This window comes from Pedobacter psychroterrae (genome assembly GCF_004331695.1).
In the GTDB taxonomy this organism is placed as follows: domain Bacteria; phylum Bacteroidota; class Bacteroidia; order Sphingobacteriales; family Sphingobacteriaceae; genus Pedobacter; species Pedobacter psychroterrae.
Genome location: NZ_SJSL01000001.1, coordinates 212,979 through 230,817, shown reverse-complemented (window position 1 = coordinate 230,817; position 17,839 = coordinate 212,979). Strand labels below are relative to the sequence as shown.

At 41.5% G+C, this 17,839-nt stretch carries 14 protein-coding genes and 2 tRNA genes; 11 read left to right on the top strand and 5 right to left on the bottom strand.

Annotated features, from left to right (window positions below):
• Window positions 1-36: 36 nt before the first annotated feature.
• Together EZ437_RS01000 and murQ are read right to left on the bottom strand one after the other, a co-directional pair.
• Complete coding sequence (locus EZ437_RS01000) at window positions 37-606, bottom strand: hypothetical protein (protein ID WP_131592289.1); 570 nt, start codon at window positions 604-606, stop codon at window positions 37-39.
• A gap of 10 nt (window positions 607-616) precedes the next feature.
• Window positions 617-1,423 (bottom strand): N-acetylmuramic acid 6-phosphate etherase, encoded by an 807-nt coding sequence (gene murQ, locus EZ437_RS00995; protein ID WP_131592287.1) that lies wholly within the window; start codon window positions 1,421-1,423, stop codon window positions 617-619.
• A 184-nt stretch (window positions 1,424-1,607) separates the two neighbouring features.
• Between murQ and EZ437_RS00990 the strand changes: the two genes are divergently transcribed.
• The gene (locus EZ437_RS00990) at window positions 1,608-3,185 is read left to right on the top strand and encodes a S41 family peptidase (RefSeq protein ID WP_131592285.1); all 1,578 of its coding nucleotides are present in this window, start codon (window positions 1,608-1,610) and stop codon (window positions 3,183-3,185) included.
• Between the two features lie 20 nt (window positions 3,186-3,205).
• Here the strand turns inward: EZ437_RS00990 and der are convergent, their stop codons facing one another.
• Entirely contained in the window at window positions 3,206-4,507 is a 1,302-nt protein-coding gene (gene der / locus EZ437_RS00985; protein WP_131592283.1) for a ribosome biogenesis GTPase Der, read from the bottom strand.
• A 108-nt stretch (window positions 4,508-4,615) separates the two neighbouring features.
• On the bottom strand, window positions 4,616-5,506 hold the full coding sequence (gene era, locus EZ437_RS00980; protein WP_131592281.1) for a GTPase Era: 891 nt from the start codon (window positions 5,504-5,506) through the stop codon (window positions 4,616-4,618).
• A gap of 111 nt (window positions 5,507-5,617) precedes the next feature.
• Between era and EZ437_RS00975 the strand changes: the two genes are divergently transcribed.
• The 10 genes from EZ437_RS00975 (at window position 5,618) to EZ437_RS00930 (ending at window position 16,467) form a co-directional block, all read left to right on the top strand.
• Window positions 5,618-5,693 (top strand) — tRNA-Met (locus EZ437_RS00975).
• Between the two features lie 42 nt (window positions 5,694-5,735).
• Window positions 5,736-5,807 (top strand) — tRNA-Glu (locus EZ437_RS00970).
• Window positions 5,808-6,198: 391 nt separating this feature from the next.
• A complete protein-coding gene (locus EZ437_RS00965) occupies window positions 6,199-7,116 on the top strand; it encodes a dihydrodipicolinate synthase family protein (protein WP_131592279.1) in 918 nt (305 codons plus the stop codon).
• Between the two features lie 14 nt (window positions 7,117-7,130).
• Window positions 7,131-8,717 carry an aldehyde dehydrogenase (NADP(+)) gene (locus tag EZ437_RS00960; RefSeq protein ID WP_131592277.1) on the top strand — a complete coding sequence of 529 codons (1,587 nt, stop codon included), beginning with the start codon at window positions 7,131-7,133 and terminating at the stop codon, window positions 8,715-8,717.
• Window positions 8,710-9,711 carry a 4-hydroxyproline epimerase gene (locus EZ437_RS00955; RefSeq protein ID WP_131592275.1) on the top strand — a complete coding sequence of 334 codons (1,002 nt, stop codon included), beginning with the start codon at window positions 8,710-8,712 and terminating at the stop codon, window positions 9,709-9,711. The genes EZ437_RS00960 and EZ437_RS00955 overlap by 8 nt, the downstream gene beginning before the upstream one ends.
• An 18-nt stretch (window positions 9,712-9,729) precedes the next feature.
• Window positions 9,730-10,974 carry an NAD(P)/FAD-dependent oxidoreductase gene (locus EZ437_RS00950; protein ID WP_131592273.1) on the top strand — a complete coding sequence of 415 codons (1,245 nt, stop codon included), beginning with the start codon at window positions 9,730-9,732 and terminating at the stop codon, window positions 10,972-10,974.
• 134 nt (window positions 10,975-11,108) lie between these two features.
• On the top strand, window positions 11,109-11,993 hold the full coding sequence (locus tag EZ437_RS00945) for an AraC family transcriptional regulator (RefSeq protein WP_131592271.1): 885 nt from the start codon (window positions 11,109-11,111) through the stop codon (window positions 11,991-11,993).
• A gap of 165 nt (window positions 11,994-12,158) precedes the next feature.
• A complete protein-coding gene (gene budA / locus EZ437_RS00940) occupies window positions 12,159-12,968 on the top strand; it encodes an acetolactate decarboxylase (RefSeq protein WP_131592269.1) in 810 nt (269 codons plus the stop codon).
• Between the two features lie 8 nt (window positions 12,969-12,976).
• Entirely contained in the window at window positions 12,977-13,954 is a 978-nt protein-coding gene (locus tag EZ437_RS00935) for a GlxA family transcriptional regulator (protein WP_131592267.1), read from the top strand.
• 8 nt (window positions 13,955-13,962) lie between these two features.
• Complete coding sequence (locus EZ437_RS00930; protein ID WP_131592265.1) at window positions 13,963-16,467, top strand: ATP-binding protein; 2,505 nt, start codon at window positions 13,963-13,965, stop codon at window positions 16,465-16,467.
• Here the strand turns inward: EZ437_RS00930 and EZ437_RS00925 are convergent.
• On the bottom strand, window positions 16,452-17,780 hold the full coding sequence (locus EZ437_RS00925; RefSeq protein WP_131592263.1) for a sigma-54-dependent transcriptional regulator: 1,329 nt from the start codon (window positions 17,778-17,780) through the stop codon (window positions 16,452-16,454). The two genes, EZ437_RS00930 and EZ437_RS00925, sit on opposite strands and share 16 nt — an antisense overlap.
• Between the last annotated feature and the right edge of the window lie 59 nt (window positions 17,781-17,839).

The following is a 17,839-nucleotide window of genomic DNA, read 5'->3' as shown; positions in this document are numbered from 1 at the left end:
TATTTAAAGATACGAATTCTTTGAATGATGCAAATGTTATGCCCCGAGTCTTTTTGTCAGGATTTCTTCAACTTTCTTGTAAAATTGCAGGGGTTTTAAGGTCCTCCATGCCAAATCGTCAAGTTGACCGCCAAAATTGATGTAATAATCAATATTGCTGTTGCGGAATTCGCTGATCACATGCTCCTGGAAATTGATCCCTGTGATCCATCCGTCTTCTACTTCCTGAAACCACTCTTCATAATAGCTGTCTTCATCAGCATGAAAGTTCAGGATATTTTCGCCGATCAGGATGAATTTGTTGATGCCTTCGTCCATCATCAGTTCGAGGATCTCGCGTTTGAGCAGCATGATGTCATTGCCTATGGCATCATTCCATTCGCCGATGAGTTCTATGATGGCATATTTTCTGTCGTAGTCGGCATACAATACTTTTAAGTACATGGTGCCTGAGCCAAAGTCATCCCATTGGGGATGAATGAGAAAGTTGTAAAGCTGCTTGTCGAAGTAAAACTCTGAATACTCGGTATTGTAGAAAGGCGAACGTTCGTCCTCAGCTGCTATATAATCATCCCTCCAGAGGTAGAACGGTTCTATTTCGTGCATGTGCCTGGTGTTATTTGTGACTGGCTTCTACTGCTTTGCGGACACTTCCATAACGTAGTAACAGATCGGCAGCCTGGTTGTAGTCAATATTCAACTCCTCCATTACCATCTGTGTGCCGCGGTCTACCAGTTTATGGTTGGTAAGCTGCATGTCTACCATTTTATTTCCTTTTACTTTGCCTAGTCTAATCATTACAGTGGTACTGAGCATATTTAATACGAGTTTTTGTGCGGTTCCGGATTTCATCCGGGTAGATCCGGTAAGAAATTCCGGGCCTACTACAACTTCCACTGGGAAGTCTGATTCTTTGGCTATGGGGCCACCTTCATTGCATACAATGCAGCCGGTGAGTACACCATTTTTCCGTGCAGTAATTAGCCCGCCTACCACATATGGTGTGGTGCCTGAAGCGGCAAGGCCTACCAGGCAGTCCCTGCTACTGATTTTGTATTGCTGCAGGTCTGTCCATGCCTGTTCTGCGTTGTCCTCTGCATTTTCCACTGCCCTCCTGATCGCTGTATCTCCACCGGCTATTATACCGACCACATAGTCAAATGGTACGCCAAAAGTAGGCGGACATTCTGAGGCATCCACCACCCCCAGACGGCCACTTGTACCTGCGCCTATATAGAACAACCGACCACCGTTTTGCATTCTTTCTGCAATTGCAGCGGCTAGTTTTTCAATTTGCGGAATTACTTTTTCAACGGCAAGCGGTACCAATTTGTCTTCATTGTTTATGCCTTTTAGAATGTCGTATACAGACATCTGGTCTATATTGCTATATGCTGATTCCTGCTCGGTTACTCTGATCATTGATTATATTTATTTGAATTAAAACGCACTGAAATTTAGAATGATTTGCTAAAATTGGTGAATTTCTTTTTGATTTTAGGTGAGGGTGGCGAACTATTTAAATTTTTACTAAACAATTAAAAATGACGGGGGTTATTTTATTAAAAAACGCTGTAAATTTGTAACTTTACGGGGTCATAACCTAATGAAAAAGAATACCCGAAATAATGTCATGATTGCGCTTACTTATTCTGTCACCTTAATAGGCGGCATGTTTGTGGGCTATAAATTTTTAAAGGACCAGGGGTATCAATTTCAAAGGCCGGTTAGTTACGCTGATAACAACGCCGAGAAGGTAGATGAAATTATCCACATCATTAATAAAAAATATGTGGATGATGTAAATGCGGATAGTCTGAACCATTTACCTATTGATAGCCTGCTTCACCGGCTGGATCCCCATAGTGTGTATTTGCCCCCTGCCAAAGCTGATAAATTTGCTGAATCGATGAGTGGAAATTTTGAGGGGATTGGTATAGAATACTATATCCTTAAAGATACATTGCTGGTCACAAATGTGATAAAAGACGGACCTGCATTTCAGGTGGGCATAAGAAGGGGTGATAAGATACTTAAGATAGATACTATTTATGTAAGTGGAAAGGCTTTGCCAAGAGACCAAATGATCGGCAAGATTAAAGGAAAGAAGGGTACTCCGGTGCAGCTGACCATTGTTCATCCTGGCAGTAATGAAGCTGTGCTGCTGACTGTAAAGCGCGATAGGGTAAAAGTGAGTACTATTGATGCAGCTTATATGCTGAATGCAGAGGTCGGTTTTGTACGCATAGGTAAATTTGGTGCCGATACGGATAAAGATTTTGTAGATGCAATCAATGAGCTAAAAACAAAGGGAATGAAGAAGCTTGTGCTGGACCTGCGCGATAACGGAGGTGGATACCTTACGGCTGCTACCGGACTGGCCAATCAGATTCTTGAAGAAAATAAGCTTATCGTATATACAGAGGGCAAGCATCAGCCACGCACGGACTATATAGCAACCGGCGGCGGAGCCTTTGAAAATGGGAAGCTGGCTGTGCTGATCAATGAAAACTCAGCTTCGGCAAGTGAAATACTGGCGGGTGCGGTGCAGGACCTGAACAGAGGGGTGATTATAGGCCGGCGTTCTTTTGGCAAGGGCCTGGTGCAGGAGCAGTTTCCATTTGGCGATGGTTCGGCATTGAACCTGACCATTGCAAGGTACTATACCCCATCGGGCAGGAGCATTCAGAAATCTTATAAAAATGGTTACACCGCGTATCAGGATGAAATAGATAATCGTTTTGACGATGGCGAACTGACTACTAGAAGGAGCCTGAACAAAGACAGTTTGAAAAGGAAGGCATTTTTGGGTGGGGGCATACAGCCTGATATCTATATAAAAATGGATACAACGGGTTATAATAAGCTGTATACTACACTGGCATCGAAAAAGATCTTATTTGATTTTGTATACGATGTGCTTGCCGTTAGGTATACATCGGCATTTATAGAGCAGAACATCAATACTTTTAATATCACCGATACGGATTATAAGGATTTTTTGAGATACGCGCAAAACATGGATGTCGTGCTGGATCCAAGGCAGCTTGCCGCTGCAAAGCCTGTTATATATAACGATATTAAAGTGTTACTGTGCCGGTACCATTTAGGTGATGCTGGGTATTATAGAGCACTTAACCTAAGCGATACCATGGTAAAACAGGCGTTAAACAGCCTGCAATAAGCTGCTTTTTCTTCTGATGGTTATTTTTGTCTGAAATAGATCTGGATCGGCACTCCGCTAAAATCAAAATTCTCTCTCAGCTTGTTTTCTATAAAGCGCTTGTATGGCTCCTTGATATATTGAGGCAGATTGCAAAAGAAAGCAAACATTGGAGAGGTGCCACTGATTTGTGTAATGTACTTAACTTTGATGTACTTACCTTTTAATGCAGGTGGCGGATATTTTTCGATAATCGGCAGCATCACATCATTCAGTTTGGAGGTAGGAATTTTCTTACCCCTGTTTTTATGAACCTCCAAAGCTGTTTCTATAGCCTGGAAGATACGCTGCTTGGTGATCACGGAAGTAAATACGATCGGTACATCGGTAAAGGGCTGCAGTTTATGACGGATCTGGTCTTCAAATGCCTTTACTGTCTTATTGTCCTTTTCTATAAGGTCCCATTTGTTGACAAGGATCACAATACCTTTTTTATTCTTCTCGGCAAGGTGGAATATGTTGACGTCCTGCGACTCCAGGCCTTCGGTGGCATCTACCATTAAGATTACTACATCTGCTTCCTCAAGGGCCTTAATGGTACGCATTACAGAATAAAATTCGATGTTCTCCTTTACCTTGGTCTTTTTTCTTAGACCCGCAGTATCGATGAACATAAATTCATGGCCGAACTGGTTGTAATGGATGTGAATAGAGTCCCGGGTGGTGCCGGCTATGGGCGTAACGATGTTTCTTTCTTTGCCGATCAGTGCATTGATGAGCGATGACTTACCTACATTGGGACGGCCTACGATGGTGATCTTAGGCAAGGCATTTTCTTCTTCCGGAATGTCTTCGAAGTGAGCGATGACCTCATCGAGCAGATCGCCTGTTCCTGAGCCTGTCATTGAAGATATTGGATATATTTCTCCGAGGCCAAATCCGTAAAATACAGCTGCTTCGTTTTGTAGCTGGGTGTTGTCTACTTTGTTTACAACTATAAATACCGGTTTTTTGCTCCTTCTGAGTAATTGAGCTATTTCGTCGTCCAGATCTGTAATCCCTGTGGTTACATCGACCATGAACAACAAAACTGTGGCTTCTTCAATAGCGATGACCACCTGTTCGCGGATGGCCGCTTCAAATACGTCTTCAGAATTGGCAACATAACCACCGGTATCGATTACGGTGAATTGTCTGTTGGTCCACTCTGCTGAGCCGTAATGTCGGTCGCGTGTAACGCCGCTAAAATCATCAACAATGGCTTTACGACTTTCAGTTAAGCGGTTAAAAAGGGTAGATTTGCCTACGTTTGGTCTTCCGACAATTGCGATAATATTACTCATTTTTATTTAAGATTGCAGATGTACGATAGTAGTGCTATCGTAATCAATTTGGGTATCAACTAAATAGCAAAAAGCCATAGAGTTTTATTTCAGTGTGCAAAGGTAAGCTTAATTTTCGTACCCGAAACTTTTTAAGTAGTTCTTTTTACTACGCCAGTCGGGGATCACCTTTACAAAGGTCTCGAGGAAGACCTTTTGATCAAGAAATTTCTCGATATCCTTGCGTGCTTCCATACCAACTTTTTTGAGCATTGCGCCGCCAGTTCCGATCAGGATGTTCTTTTGCGAATCACGTTCTACTACGATCTCGGCGGTAATGCGTACCATTGGTCCGTTTTTGCTTTGTTCTTCTTTAAAGGTGGTAATGATAACCTCGGTACTGTACGGGATTTCTTTTTTGTAGTTGAAGAATATCTTCTCTCTTATAATTTCCGAAATGAAGAAACGCTGACTGCGGTCGGTAAGATCTTCTTTGTCATAAAAAGGCGCATGTTCAGGAAGGTAGTCTAATACGATCGACATGATGCCATCCAGATTGTACTGATGCAATGCGGATATAGCAAAGATGTGTTTAGGATTTAATTTTTCCTGCCAGTATGCTGATTTTTCATCCACTTGTTCCTGGGTTGCATTGTCAATCTTATTGATCAGCACGATCATAGGAATGGTTGTATTGATGATCTTTTCCAGTACATCTTCTTCATCATGCTGCTCGTTAATGTCTGTAACAAAGAGAATTAAATCGGCGTCTGTGAGCGCACCTTTTACGGAGCTCATCATAGAATCCTGCAGTCCGTAGCGCGGTTTTATGATGCCGGGCGTGTCTGAAAAAACAATTTGGTAGCTTTCTTCGTTGACAATTCCTAATATACGGTGACGTGTAGTCTGTGCTTTAGGAGTGATGATGCTGAGCTTTTCACCCACCAGGGCATTCATCAGGGTTGATTTACCAACATTTGGCTTACCTATAATACTTACAAAACCTGCTTTATGGGACATGGAAAATATTTTTTAAAATAAATTTGCACCGCAAAGAAACGAATTATATCTTTGCATTCCAATTCGGAAGAAGAGTTAAGGATTTAACAGAAGCTTTCAAATTGTATAAAGTGCGGGGTGGAGCAGTTGGTAGCTCGTCGGGCTCATAACCCGAAGGTCATCAGTTCGAGTCTGGTCCCCGCTACCAAAAAGGTTCGCAGTTTTGAAAGAAGCTGAGGCAATCTTAAATGGCCCGTTCGTCTAGGGGTGAGGACGCCAGATTTTCATTCTGGAAACAGGGGTTCGATTCCCCTACGGGCTACGATCCCGCTTTACGATAAGTAGAGCGGGATTTTTGTTTTTAGGTAAAATTTAGGCACTCTCGAAAGTATTTTAAGTCGATATTTTGATTCGATTCCCTCCAAAAAACTTATAAAAGAAATTATTGATCAAACAAAGAGTGCCTTAATGTCAGCAAAGTTAATATTGGATAAGTCTTAAATTCGATAAATAATCGTACTGCATCAACATGAAATGTCAATCGGCCTATTTTTAGCTAGTATCGGTTAAAATCGACTAAGGTCTGCTGTAAATGCGAGCCTATCTTTGTATCCGATTGCGATACACACGGATGCTGTTTATAATAATCTGAATGCTGTTGACTGATCTTGAGCAGTCTGGCTGGCTAAAATTTAAATTATAATATATTTAATATGAAAATGAAATGGACCGGGGTTTTTCCTGCTGTTACTACCAAGTTTACGGAAAACGATGAATTGGATTTTGAAACTTTTGATTTAAATCTTGAGGCGCAGCTGGAAGCAGGGGCAGAAGGCATTATTTTGGGTGGATCGCTTGGAGAGGCCAGCGTACTCAGTGACGATGAAAAATTCGAATTGCTATCGCATACGTTAAGTGTAGTAAATGGGCGGGTGCCTGTATTGTTGAACATTGCAGAGAGTACTACTAAAAAGGCAATTGAAGTTGCCAGAAAGGCTGAATCACTTGGAGCAAATGGCCTGATGCTTTTGCCGCCGATGCGTTATTATGCATCACCCGAGGAAACACTTGTTTTTTTTGGCGCTATTGCCGAAAGTACGGATTTGCCCATCATGATCTATAACAATCCGGTTGATTATAAGATCGAGGTAACATTGGATATGTTTGCTGCCTTGACCAAATATGATAATATCCAGGCGATAAAGGAATCGACCAGGGATGTATCAAATGTAACCAGACTGATCAACCGCTTTGGTGACCGGTTTAAGATTTTTACAGGAGTAGATCCACTGGCAATGGAGAGTATTGTGATGGGAGCTGATGGATGGGTAGCAGGTTTGGTTGATGCCTTCCCGAGAGAGACTGTAGCCATTTTCAGATTGATTAAACAAAACCGGATAGCAGAGGCCTTAACTATTTACCGTTGGTTTTTGCCGGTTCTGGAACTTGATGTTCATCCGAAATTGGTACAATATATAAAAATGGCCGAAGCAGCAACAGGGCTTGGAACTGAGAACGTTCGTGCACCGCGTCTGGCTGTTGAAGGTGCTGAAAGGGAAAAAGTATTAAAAATTATCAATGATGCATTAGCTGTTCGTCCAGTATTACCTGTTGGCAGTTGGGGAAAATAGTTTAGAAAATAGATATGAACGGTAGAAATATTGTAGCAAGTGCATATATAGAGGTGAATGAGAAAAGCCTGAAAGCTATAAATCCAGCAACGGGGCTGGAGTTAGACGGAGATTTCTTCAAAGCCAGCAAAAGCGTAGTCGATGATGCTTTGACATCGGCTGCAATAGCTTTTAAAAGCTATAGAATACTGAGTAAGGATCTAAAAGCTAATTTTTTGAATACCATTGCCGATGAGATTACCAATATCGGAGAAGAGCTGGTTAATAGGGCATCTGTAGAAAGTGGTTTGCCTCTGGGCCGGCTGCAAGGCGAATTGGCCAGAACAACCGGGCAATTAAGGTTGTTTGCAAACATGGTGGCTGAAGGCTCATGGGTTGACGCCATTATCGATACAGCAGAAGCTGAAAGAAAGCCTTTTCCAAAGCCAGACATCAGGAGAATGCTAATCCCGATCGGACCAGTTGTTGTTTTTGGTGCGAGTAATTTTCCATTGGCATTTTCTGTAGCAGGTGGTGATACCGCATCGGCATTGGCGTCTGGCTGCCCTGTGGTGGTAAAGGTACATCCCGCACATTATGGTACGAGTGCGCTGGTAGGTGGGGCGGTGATGAAAGCTGTTGAAAAAACAGGTATGCCTAAAGGTGTTTTCTCCTTACTGTATGATGATGGATACACCATTGGTGCAAGTCTGGTACAGCATTTTTTAACTAAGGCAGTAGCTTTTACTGGTTCATTTAAAGGCGGTATGGCCTTGATTGATCTGGCAAAGCAGAGGGAACAACCTATTCCGGTCTTTGCAGAAATGGGTAGCATCAATCCGGTTGTTTTTCTTCCGAAAGCAATAGAGCAGCAAGCAGAGGAACTGGCAAAAAAATATGCTGCATCTATTACCCTGGGAGCAGGGCAGTTTTGTACTAAACCCGGCTTAATGCTGGCTGTTCAATCGCCAGCACTTGAAAAATTTAAAGACCTGTTAAAAGAGATAATTTCCGAGATTCCTTCGGCTACCATGCTCACAGAGGGAATTGCTAATCACTATAGAAAACTTTCTTCAGAACTAATTAACGAAGATGGTGTAGCACTTTTGGCTGTTTCTAAAGTTAAAAACAGCGAATTACAAAGTCAATCTGAAGCAAGAATTGCACAGGTTAGTGCAGTTGATTTTATCACTAATCCAAAGCTTCGTGAAGAAATATTTGGGCCATATTCGCTTTTAGTAGTGGCTAATGATATGTCTGAACTAGAGGCGGCCGTTTCGGTATTAGAAGGGCAACTGACCATAACGCTGATGGCCGAAAAGGATGAGCTTAACGATTATCAATCCCTGTTAAATGAGTTAATTGACAAAACCGGAAGGATCATTTTGAATGGCGTGCCCACCGGGGTAGAAGTTTGTGCAGCAATGCAGCATGGCGGCCCATTTCCTGCAACCAGTGATGGTCGTTTTACTTCTGTAGGTTCTGCTGCCATTTACCGGTTTGTAAGACCTCTGGCCTATCAGGACTGGAGCCAGGAATTATTGCCGGATGAACTGAAGGACGGAAACCCATTGCGCATTTTTAGAACGGTTGACCAAAAATTAACAACAGAACATGAGTAAAACTTTTTTTTGTATCGATGCGCATACCTGCGGAAACCCGGTCAGGCTGGTGGCAGGCGGCGGCCCGCAGCTGAATGGAGTAAACATGAGCGAAAAGCGGCAGCATTTTTTGAGGGAATTCGATTGGATCAGAACGGGGTTAATGTTTGAGCCCCGTGGCCATGATATGATGTCGGGCAGTATTCTATATCCGCCCCACAATCCGGACAATGATGTAGCTGTTTTGTTTATCGAAACGAGTGGCTGCCTTCCTATGTGCGGTCATGGTACAATCGGAACCATTACAATTGCTATAGAGGAAGGGTTACTTCAACCCAAAATACCGGGTGTGATCCGTATGGAAGCCCCTGCCGGTCTGGTCTTGATTGAATACAAGCAGGAGGGCAAAAAAGTTAAATCAGTGAAGTTAAAAAATGTAGCCTCTTACCTGGCTGCCGAAGATATGAAAGTCGAATGCCCGGACTTGGGTTTGCTCACTTTTGATGTATCGTATGGGGGAAATTTCTATGCCATTATTGACCCGCAGGATAATTTCCCCGGCCTCGAAAACTATACCGCTTCGCAGCTGATTACCTGGAGTCAGGTCATCAGAAAGCGCATCAATGAGCAGTATACTTTCGTTCATCCCCTTGACGCAACCATAAATGGATGTAGTCATGTTCTATGGACAGGTAAAACCCTAGATCCAACTTCTACAGCCAGGAATGCAGTTTTTTATGGTGATAAAGCCATAGACCGATCACCATGTGGGACCGGAACTTCTGCCCGCATGGCCCAATGGTATGCCAAGGGAAAGTTAAAGCAAGGAGAAGATTTTATCCACGAAAGTTATATTGGCAGCAAGTTTACTGGCCGGGTGGAGGAAGAGGTAGATTTAAGAGGAATCAAGGCTATTATACCAAGTGTAGAAGGCTGGGCTAAAGTGTTCGGTTACAATACCATTAAAATCGATGCAGAGGATGATCCCTATGCACACGGGTTTCAGGTAATCTAACTGCCAAACAAGATAAGAATGACAAAGATTTTAATAATAGGAGCCGGAATTGTTGGATTAAGCTCAGCTTACTACCTCCAAAAAAAAGGTTATCAGATCACAATTTTGGATAAAGGCGACATCAGCGACAATTGTTCATTTGGTAATGCCGGTATGATTGTTCCGAGCCATTTTGTGCCTTTGGCTGCGCCAGGTATGATTAGGCAGGGTATCCGCTGGATGTTCAATAGCAAAAGCCCTTTTTATGTCCGGCCAGCTTTAAATGGAAGCCTTATTAACTGGGGTATTCAGTTCATGAAACATGCTACTGCAAAACATGTCAGCGAGTCGGCAGTGCCATTGAGAGATCTATCTTTGCTTAGCAAAAAGTTGTATGAAGATCTGGCCAAAGAACCAGGTTTTGATTTTGAATTTACAAATAATGGTATTCTGGCTTTCTATAAAACTGAAAAGGCAAGAGAGGAAGAGGTACACCTGGCACAAAGAGGAACAGAGCTTGGCCTCGATATGACCGTTTTAAATGCTGATGCATGCAAAGCACTGCAACCTAATTTAGATCTGGATGTTTTGGGCGCTGTGCATTATCGTTGCGATGCCCATCTTTATCCTGTTAAGCTGATGAATTCTTTGCTTAAATATTTAACAGATAATGGGGTTAAGATTGTAAGGGGTAAAGAAGTAGATAAGATAGAAACCTCGGCCAATAGTATTGCAAGGGTCTTTACCGGCAATACATCCTGGGAAGCCGATCAGTATGTAATTGCTACAGGATCATGGTCTCCGGCTGTTGCCAGGATGGCTGATACAAGGATATCATTGATGCCGGGTAAAGGCTATTCTTTCATGGAGCCGGAGCCTCAAAACCGTTTGACCATTCCAGCATTGCTTTGTGAGGCCAGAGTCGCCATTACACCCATGAATGGAAGCATCAGATATGGGGGAACGATGGAGCTGGATAAGATCAATACCAGGATAAACATGCAAAGGGTTAAGGGCATTGTTGAATCCGTACCTGCTTACTTTCCTGATCTTAAGCCATCCCTTCCGGCAAAAAAAGATATTTGGTATGGTTTCAGGCCGTCATCGCCTGATGGTTTACCTTACATCGGAAGAAGCTTAAAGAAACAAAACTTGGTTATAGCTACCGGACACGGTATGATGGGACTTAGTTTAGGTCCGGCAACAGGCTTGCTGGTCAGCCAGATAATTTCTGGTGGGCCTGTTGATTTAAAATTGGAACCTTTCTCCATAATAAGGCGATAGTCTAGAGGGGGATTCTGTTATATATTAGCAAAATATAGCAGGATTTTAACTTTTTTTGGTTATTTGTTGTGTTATTGAGTTAAAATCCTTAAATTAACTCTGTAATCAACATATGTAGAAACCAAAACTATTCAATGAAAGTATTACCATTTACCATTTTTGTGCCCGACGATAAGAGCGTGATATCGGAACAGGTCGAGTTACCGTATTTCTATCAATATCTGCACAGACATGATGAATGGCAAATTACCTATGTTGAAAAAGGAGAGGGGACACTTATTGCAGGCAATGAAATGCATACTTTTCGTTCAGGAGATGTATTTGTTATTGGAGCAAAGTTACCACATCTCTTTAAGAGCAACCCAGAGTATTTTACAGATAACGGGAGTAAGTCTATCAAAGCATGTTCTATCTATTTCAATCCTAAAGGGGCCTTAGGAGCTTTGTTTAGCCTTCCTGAGATGAAAAAGGCAAACTCATTTCTGGCGAAAAACAAGCATGGTTTTAAGGTTCCTGACCTTTATTCCAAAGCTATTGTAGAGAAGCTATTCAATCTGCACCATTCATCCAATATTGACGTACTATTCAATTTTTTAAAGCTCATCAATGGTATTCAGGAATTAAACGAGGATGTAGAACCGTTATGCTCAGATATGTATTCGTTAAATGTGACAGAAAACGAAGGAATCAGGTTGAGCAGGATCATCAATTTTATTACTGAAAATTATAATAACCAGATCTCACTAGAAGATGTTGCAAATGCTGCTTTCATGACGCCACAGGCATTCTGCAGGTATTTTAAGAAGCATACCGGCCATACATTTATATCATTCCTGAATGAGGTAAGAATAAATGATGCCTGCAAAAGCCTGATTTCAGGAGAAAAGGCTGATTGTATTTCGCTTGTAGCTTACAAAGCTGGATTTAACAGCATTACCAATTTCAACAGAGTGTTCAAGAGTATCATAGGCCAGTCTCCCAGACAATATATTGGTTCTTATGCCAACCTGGCAGGATAGATACTTTAGCACTGATTTCTGAAGGTTTCAAGACAGCGAAACACCCAGGGGGTAGATAAATAAACTCATCTGAACCCCTGCTTCGGCAATCATGGCAATCAGGATCCCTTCCTGATCATAAATTTAATTTATATGCTGTATATTTAATGCTTTAATTAACAATTAATGAAATATTATAAAATATACAGCACCGCTTTAGTTCTCTTGTGCCTGTGCAGACCTACGCTACATGCACAGCAGCAAGCCAATCCCAAATCAAGTAATACTTTGTTTACCGCTGGGCATGCCAGCGCATTCATCGGTGGTTTGTATAATGCTTACTATCCTTATAGTAAATTAAAACTTCAGGGTGATTTTGGTCTGGGCGCACCTGATAAACTGGATGGAGAATTATTAATCGTACGCGGAAAATTATACCAAACACAGGCCACTGGTAAAACTTTTGAGATACCGGATACTGGCCGCACACCATTTTCTGTAGTTAATTTTTTTCATGCAGATCAGGTGGTCAAGACAGCTGTCCGTATGACAAAAGACAAGCTATATGCTTACCTGGATAGTATACTTCCAAATCAAAATGGTATTTATGCCATACATGTTAAGGGAGTTTTTGGTGCTATAAAGACCCGGGCGTTCCCAGAGGTTAAGCAAAAGCCTTATACCCCATTGGCTGGATTACTGCCGCTGCAACGATTTTTTGATTTTAGTAATATTAAAGGAGAACTTGTCGGTTATCGTATACCTGGTTATATGGAAGGTCCAAATATAACAGGTTATCATTTTCATTTTCTATCTGATGATAAAAAAGGAGGCGGACATATAATTGATCTGCTAACGGATGAGATACTAATTGAAATTGATGAGCTACATAGTTTCACAGTGGATATTCCCCAAACAAAAGATTTTAATAGTTTTGACTTTAAAAAGGACCGTAGGGAAGAAGTCAGACAAGTAGAAAATGGAAAGGCGAATTAAGTAAAAATATGAAGCACATATCAATCCTGGTTCCGAAGGGAGCTATTTTGGGAAGTCTAGAAGGCTCCCGTCAATTATTTAGTCAGGTAAATGAGTTTTTTAAGATGAAAGGCCTGCCACCGATTTTTAAAGTACAACTGATAGGCCTGGACAAGGAAACCCCTGTCAGCGGGGGCTTGTTTACGGTAAATACTGATTTCCTGATTGCGGATATTGAACAGACAGACCTGATTATAATTCCCGCTATTGACGGAGAAATAACAGGTGCAATAGAAAATAACCGGGATTTTATTCCATGGATTATTAAACAACGTGAAGGTGGAGCAGAAATTGCAAGTCTTTGCCTCGGTGCATTTCTGCTCGCTTCTACCGGATTGGTGAATGGGAAGAAATGTGCTACTCACTGGCTAGCAGAGAACGATTTTAGGAAGATGTTTCCCGAAGTGAGCCTGGTAACAGAAAAGATCATTACCGATGAACAGGGTATTTATTCCAGTGGCGGGGCTTTCTCCTATCTTAACCTAATCCTATACCTGATTGAAAAATATGCGGGCCGTGAGATAGCTATCCTCTCTGCTAAGGTGTTTGCTATTGAGCTAAACCGTGAGAATCAATTGTCATTCACTATCTTTCAAGGTCAGAAGGAACATGAAGATGAGCCTGTTAAGAAAGTACAGGAGTTTATTGAAAATAACTTTCATGAAAAGATCACAATTGATCAATTAGCTTCTATGCTGGCACTGGGAAGAAGAAATCTCGAGAGAAGGTTTAAAAAAGCTACATCCAATACCATTGTGGAATATATACAGCGGGTAAAAATGGAAGCGGCAAAGATCAGTCTGGAATCATCAAGAGAAAATGTAAATGAAGTGATGTACAAAGTGGGATATACAGATAATAAAGCTTTTCGCACAACATTTAAGCGAATTACGGGTTTATCTCCTATACAGTACCGAAGTAAATATAACCGGGAAATGGCCATGTAAAAAAATAAATGAAAAGCATCCCTAAAAATAGGTTCATAAAAACAATAAAAAGTAAAGTCATTATAGCACTGTTACTTGCATGCTTTGCATTGTTTATGGCCTGGGGGGTTAGTAAAGTCGCCTTTAATGAGATGCTCAGTACAGTAGAGAATATCTCTGCCCCGAGCGAGCGGCTGCGGATGGTAAATGTTATTTCCAGGAAAATAGGGAGCCTGGACCAGGTCCAGAAAAACCAAGCTTTTAATGACCCAAATAACTACCGCAAACTTTTTAGAGAGTCTGTACAGTTACGCGCTTCACTGGATACATTAGCGATTCTTTACCAGGCAGACTCTATGCAGCTTGGCAGGATTACTACCATCAGGCGATTGCTGAGCGAAAGAGATAAGCAATTTATCAACTACCTTAAAGTCCGGGAGCGCCTGGTCAACAATAAATCTTTTTCAGAGCAGGTCCGGAATCTTAACGATATCGTGTCAAAAAGTACTGCGCAAACTGACAGCACTGTTTTGGCCACTGTAGAAAAAACCTCTACTACCACAATTTATCCTGAGGAAAAGCCCAGAGGCTTTTTTAGTAAACTGTTTGGGAAGAAGAAAAATGAGCCAGACAATTCATTCAGAATAGTAAGCCAGGAGAAAATAAAAAGAGATACCATTGCTTTGTCTTCAGAGGAACAAATGGCCGGGAGCCTGAAAAAATCTATTAGACTGATAGAACAACAGCAGCAGCAAAAAAATGCAAGCTTTCTAAACAGGGAGGCTGTGCTTGCTGAGGCAAATAGTAAACTAGTGGTACAGATGCTGGATGTTTTGAGAAAAGTAGAAATTGAGGTAGTAAATCAAATCGAAGCAAACGGTATTCAGGCAAAAAAAGTAGTAAACACGGGGATTTCTACCATTAGCGTGATCATGCTTGTTTTTATGCTTTTAACTGGGTTGCTATTGTACTTAATATTAACCGATATCACGCAGAGCAGCCGATACAGGAATGAACTCGAACTGGCAAAAGATGAGGCCGAATATCATGGCAGGGCCAAGCAGCGTTTTCTTTCAAATATGAGTCATGAAATTAGAACCCCGTTGCAATCTATCATTGGCTATGCCGAAATCATCAGGCACCAGGATCAACCCGAGCAAAAAGATATAGACGCGATTTATCATTCATCAGAGCATTTGTTGCAGATTGTGAATGAAGTGCTGGACTATAACAGGATCATATCCGGAAAATTTACCTTTTCAAATAAGGCTTTTAATATCAGTGAATTGCTGGAAGAGGTATTGTCAGTAATGCGCCCCCAGGCTGAGCTTAAATCTTTGAAAATGAGGGCAAACTTTGATACAGAGGGACTAAACTACATAGAAGGAGATCCTTTCAGACTGAAACAGATCCTTTATAACTTGCTGGGGAATGCCATTAAATTTACTGAATCAGGTGAGGTGTCGCTGTCAGTTTTTTATAAGCGCAAAAGTAGTGACCTGCATTTTACTTTTGTAGTAAGAGATACTGGTATAGGGATTTCTGAAGATGAAGGCAAAAGGATCTTTAATGAATTTGAACAGGTAAATGCTCCGGGTAATGAAGTTGTAAACGGAATGGGGGCAGGGCTGGGGCTTACGATTATTAAATCATTGGTGGAGCAGCAGGGAGGAAGAATTTATTTGAAAAGCAAGCCAAATGAGGGAAGTGTTTTTACGGTATACCTTACTTTTAGGCACTCAAGTAAATCAGAAGATGCTGAATTAAAAGTGCCTGAAAATGGTATTGTTTTTAAAGATAAGGTATGGGTGGTTGATGATGACCCGCTTATACTGGACCTGTGCGGAATTATTTTTAATAAAAACAGTATTGACTACGAAAGTTTCCAATCGCCGGCTGCACTTCTTGCAGCTACATGGGACACTACGGTGAAATATGTACTAATGGATATGAGGATGCCTGAAATGAACGGCATTGAACTCTGCAGTGCCTTAAGAGAAAAAATAAATAGTGATGTTAAGATATTTGCAATTACTGCCCAGGTACTGCCAGATGAAAGAGCGTATTTATTGAAAAGTGGATTTGACGGACTGGTGATGAAACCTTTTAGAGAAAATGAGCTTTTAGCTATATTGAAAGGGGAAAAGTTTACAGGAGATCATATTGCCGGAGATGCGGAACTGGATCTGTCTTCATTAAAAAAAATGACTTATGGCGATCAGGAACAATTGACGAAAGTTCTTCTTAGATTTAAAACAGACTGCCTGGCTGATGGTGAAGAAATCAGACAGTCTTTAAAGGAGCTTAACCTTGGCGGACTTCAATTGCTCACACACAGATTGGCGGGAAGGATAGCACAGATCGGAGCTAAAAATCTTGCAGGCGACTTTAGGGCTTGTGAACTGGAATTGAGAGCTGTTAAAGCTTTAAGTGATACCGAGCGGCAGGCGCTGTTGTTACTGTTGACAAGGCTGGATCAGTTACTGATAAAAATAGACAGAGAACTACATTACCTGAATTATTCTATCTCATAACGCTCCATCTTGCTGTATAACGTCTTCCTGTCTATATTCAGCAGTTTAGCGGCCTTGGATTTATTATATTTTACCTTAACGAGGGTTTCCAGTATGATTGATTTTTCATTTATTTCATTAATCGCTTTTAAGTCAGACCCGCTGGGTCGCGGACTTTGATTGATTGCAATGATCATTTCCTCAGGAAGGGAATCTACTTCAGCAGTTTCACCAGGAGTAAGTAATACCATCCTTTTAATCACATTTTTTAGTTCTCTCAAATTTCCCGGCCAGTCGTATTGAAGCAAGAGGTCCCTTGCTTGCTGAGACATACTCAGTACATTTCGATTAAGCTCCTCATTAGACAATCTGATAAAATGACTAATGAAAAGTTCCAGGTCTTTTCCGCGGTCTCTCAAAGCGGGGAGCTGGATTTTAAATTCATTGAGACGGTGATAGAGGTCTTCTCTGAACGATCCATTGGTTACGCTGGCTTTAAGGTCGTCATTGGTGGCAGTAATAATTCTGACATCTACTTTAATGGTTTTGATACTTCCGATTGGTTGTATTGTTCTTTCCTGCAGTGCCCTGAGGAGCTTTACCTGGACTTCATAACTCAGATTTCCCACCTCATCTAAAAACAATGTGCCGCCATTCGCCACCTCAAACTGACCTTTCTTATCATTTATAGCACCTGTAAAAGCACCTTTAGCATGGCCAAACAGTTCGCTTGCAGCAAGCTCTTTGGATAGCGCACCACAATCTACCGCTATAAATGGTTTGTCATTTCTTTTGCTTTGTGTATGCAGCGTCCTTGCTGCATATTCTTTACCGGTTCCGCTCTCGCCCTGTATGATGACAGACATATCTGTCGGAGCTACCAGGTTAATGTGTTCGTAAAGCTTATCGGCTATAGCGCTTTTTCCCTTGATGGCATCAGCATGCTCAATTGATTTGTGTGGGGTGTTTTGTTCCTTTTTTCCCAATGCATTGCTGATGATCATGAGCAGTTCATCGGGGTTTACGGGTTTTGTGATATAGTCAAAAGCACCCAGCTGGATTGATCTTACGGCTGTCCTCACATCGTTAAAACTGGTCATAATGATCACCGGCTGATGCGATCCCTTCTCTCGTAAATGAGATAGGATATCAAGGCCTGTCCCATCAGGTAAACGGTAGTCAATTAACAGCAAGTCAAAGTTTTGTTGGTCCAGTAGCAGCAGGCTTTTTCTAACCTCGTGCGTTACCTGAACTTCATGGCCGTGTTTAGTTAGAAACCCTTCTAAAATCTGAGAAAAGGTTAAATCATCTTCAATAATTAATAATTTTGCCATAGGGATTCCGGACTAATTATTTGCAAAAATACGAAAGCCAAATTGAAATAAGCGTTACC

Bases quoted from the DNA above. Each gene is read 5' to 3' on its own strand.
- era (WP_131592281.1), bottom strand. From the start codon at position 5,506: ATGTCCCATAAAGCAGGTTTTGTAAGTATTATAGGTAAGCCAAATGTT.
- EZ437_RS00955 (WP_131592275.1), top strand. From the start codon at position 8,710: ATGAGTAAAACTTTTTTTTGTATCGATGCGCATACCTGCGGAAACCCG.
- EZ437_RS00990 (WP_131592285.1), top strand. From the start codon at position 1,608: ATGAAAAAGAATACCCGAAATAATGTCATGATTGCGCTTACTTATTCT.
- budA (WP_131592269.1), top strand. From the start codon at position 12,159: ATGAAATATTATAAAATATACAGCACCGCTTTAGTTCTCTTGTGCCTG.
- EZ437_RS01000 (WP_131592289.1), bottom strand. From the start codon at position 606: ATGCACGAAATAGAACCGTTCTACCTCTGGAGGGATGATTATATAGCA.
- EZ437_RS00930 (WP_131592265.1), top strand. From the start codon at position 13,963: ATGAAAAGCATCCCTAAAAATAGGTTCATAAAAACAATAAAAAGTAAA.
- EZ437_RS00945 (WP_131592271.1), top strand. From the start codon at position 11,109: ATGAAAGTATTACCATTTACCATTTTTGTGCCCGACGATAAGAGCGTG.
- der (WP_131592283.1), bottom strand. From the start codon at position 4,507: ATGAGTAATATTATCGCAATTGTCGGAAGACCAAACGTAGGCAAATCT.
- EZ437_RS00965 (WP_131592279.1), top strand. From the start codon at position 6,199: ATGAAAATGAAATGGACCGGGGTTTTTCCTGCTGTTACTACCAAGTTT.
- EZ437_RS00950 (WP_131592273.1), top strand. From the start codon at position 9,730: ATGACAAAGATTTTAATAATAGGAGCCGGAATTGTTGGATTAAGCTCA.
- EZ437_RS00935 (WP_131592267.1), top strand. From the start codon at position 12,977: ATGAAGCACATATCAATCCTGGTTCCGAAGGGAGCTATTTTGGGAAGT.
- EZ437_RS00925 (WP_131592263.1), bottom strand. From the start codon at position 17,780: ATGGCAAAATTATTAATTATTGAAGATGATTTAACCTTTTCTCAGATT.
- murQ (WP_131592287.1), bottom strand. From the start codon at position 1,423: ATGATCAGAGTAACCGAGCAGGAATCAGCATATAGCAATATAGACCAG.
- EZ437_RS00960 (WP_131592277.1), top strand. From the start codon at position 7,131: ATGAACGGTAGAAATATTGTAGCAAGTGCATATATAGAGGTGAATGAG.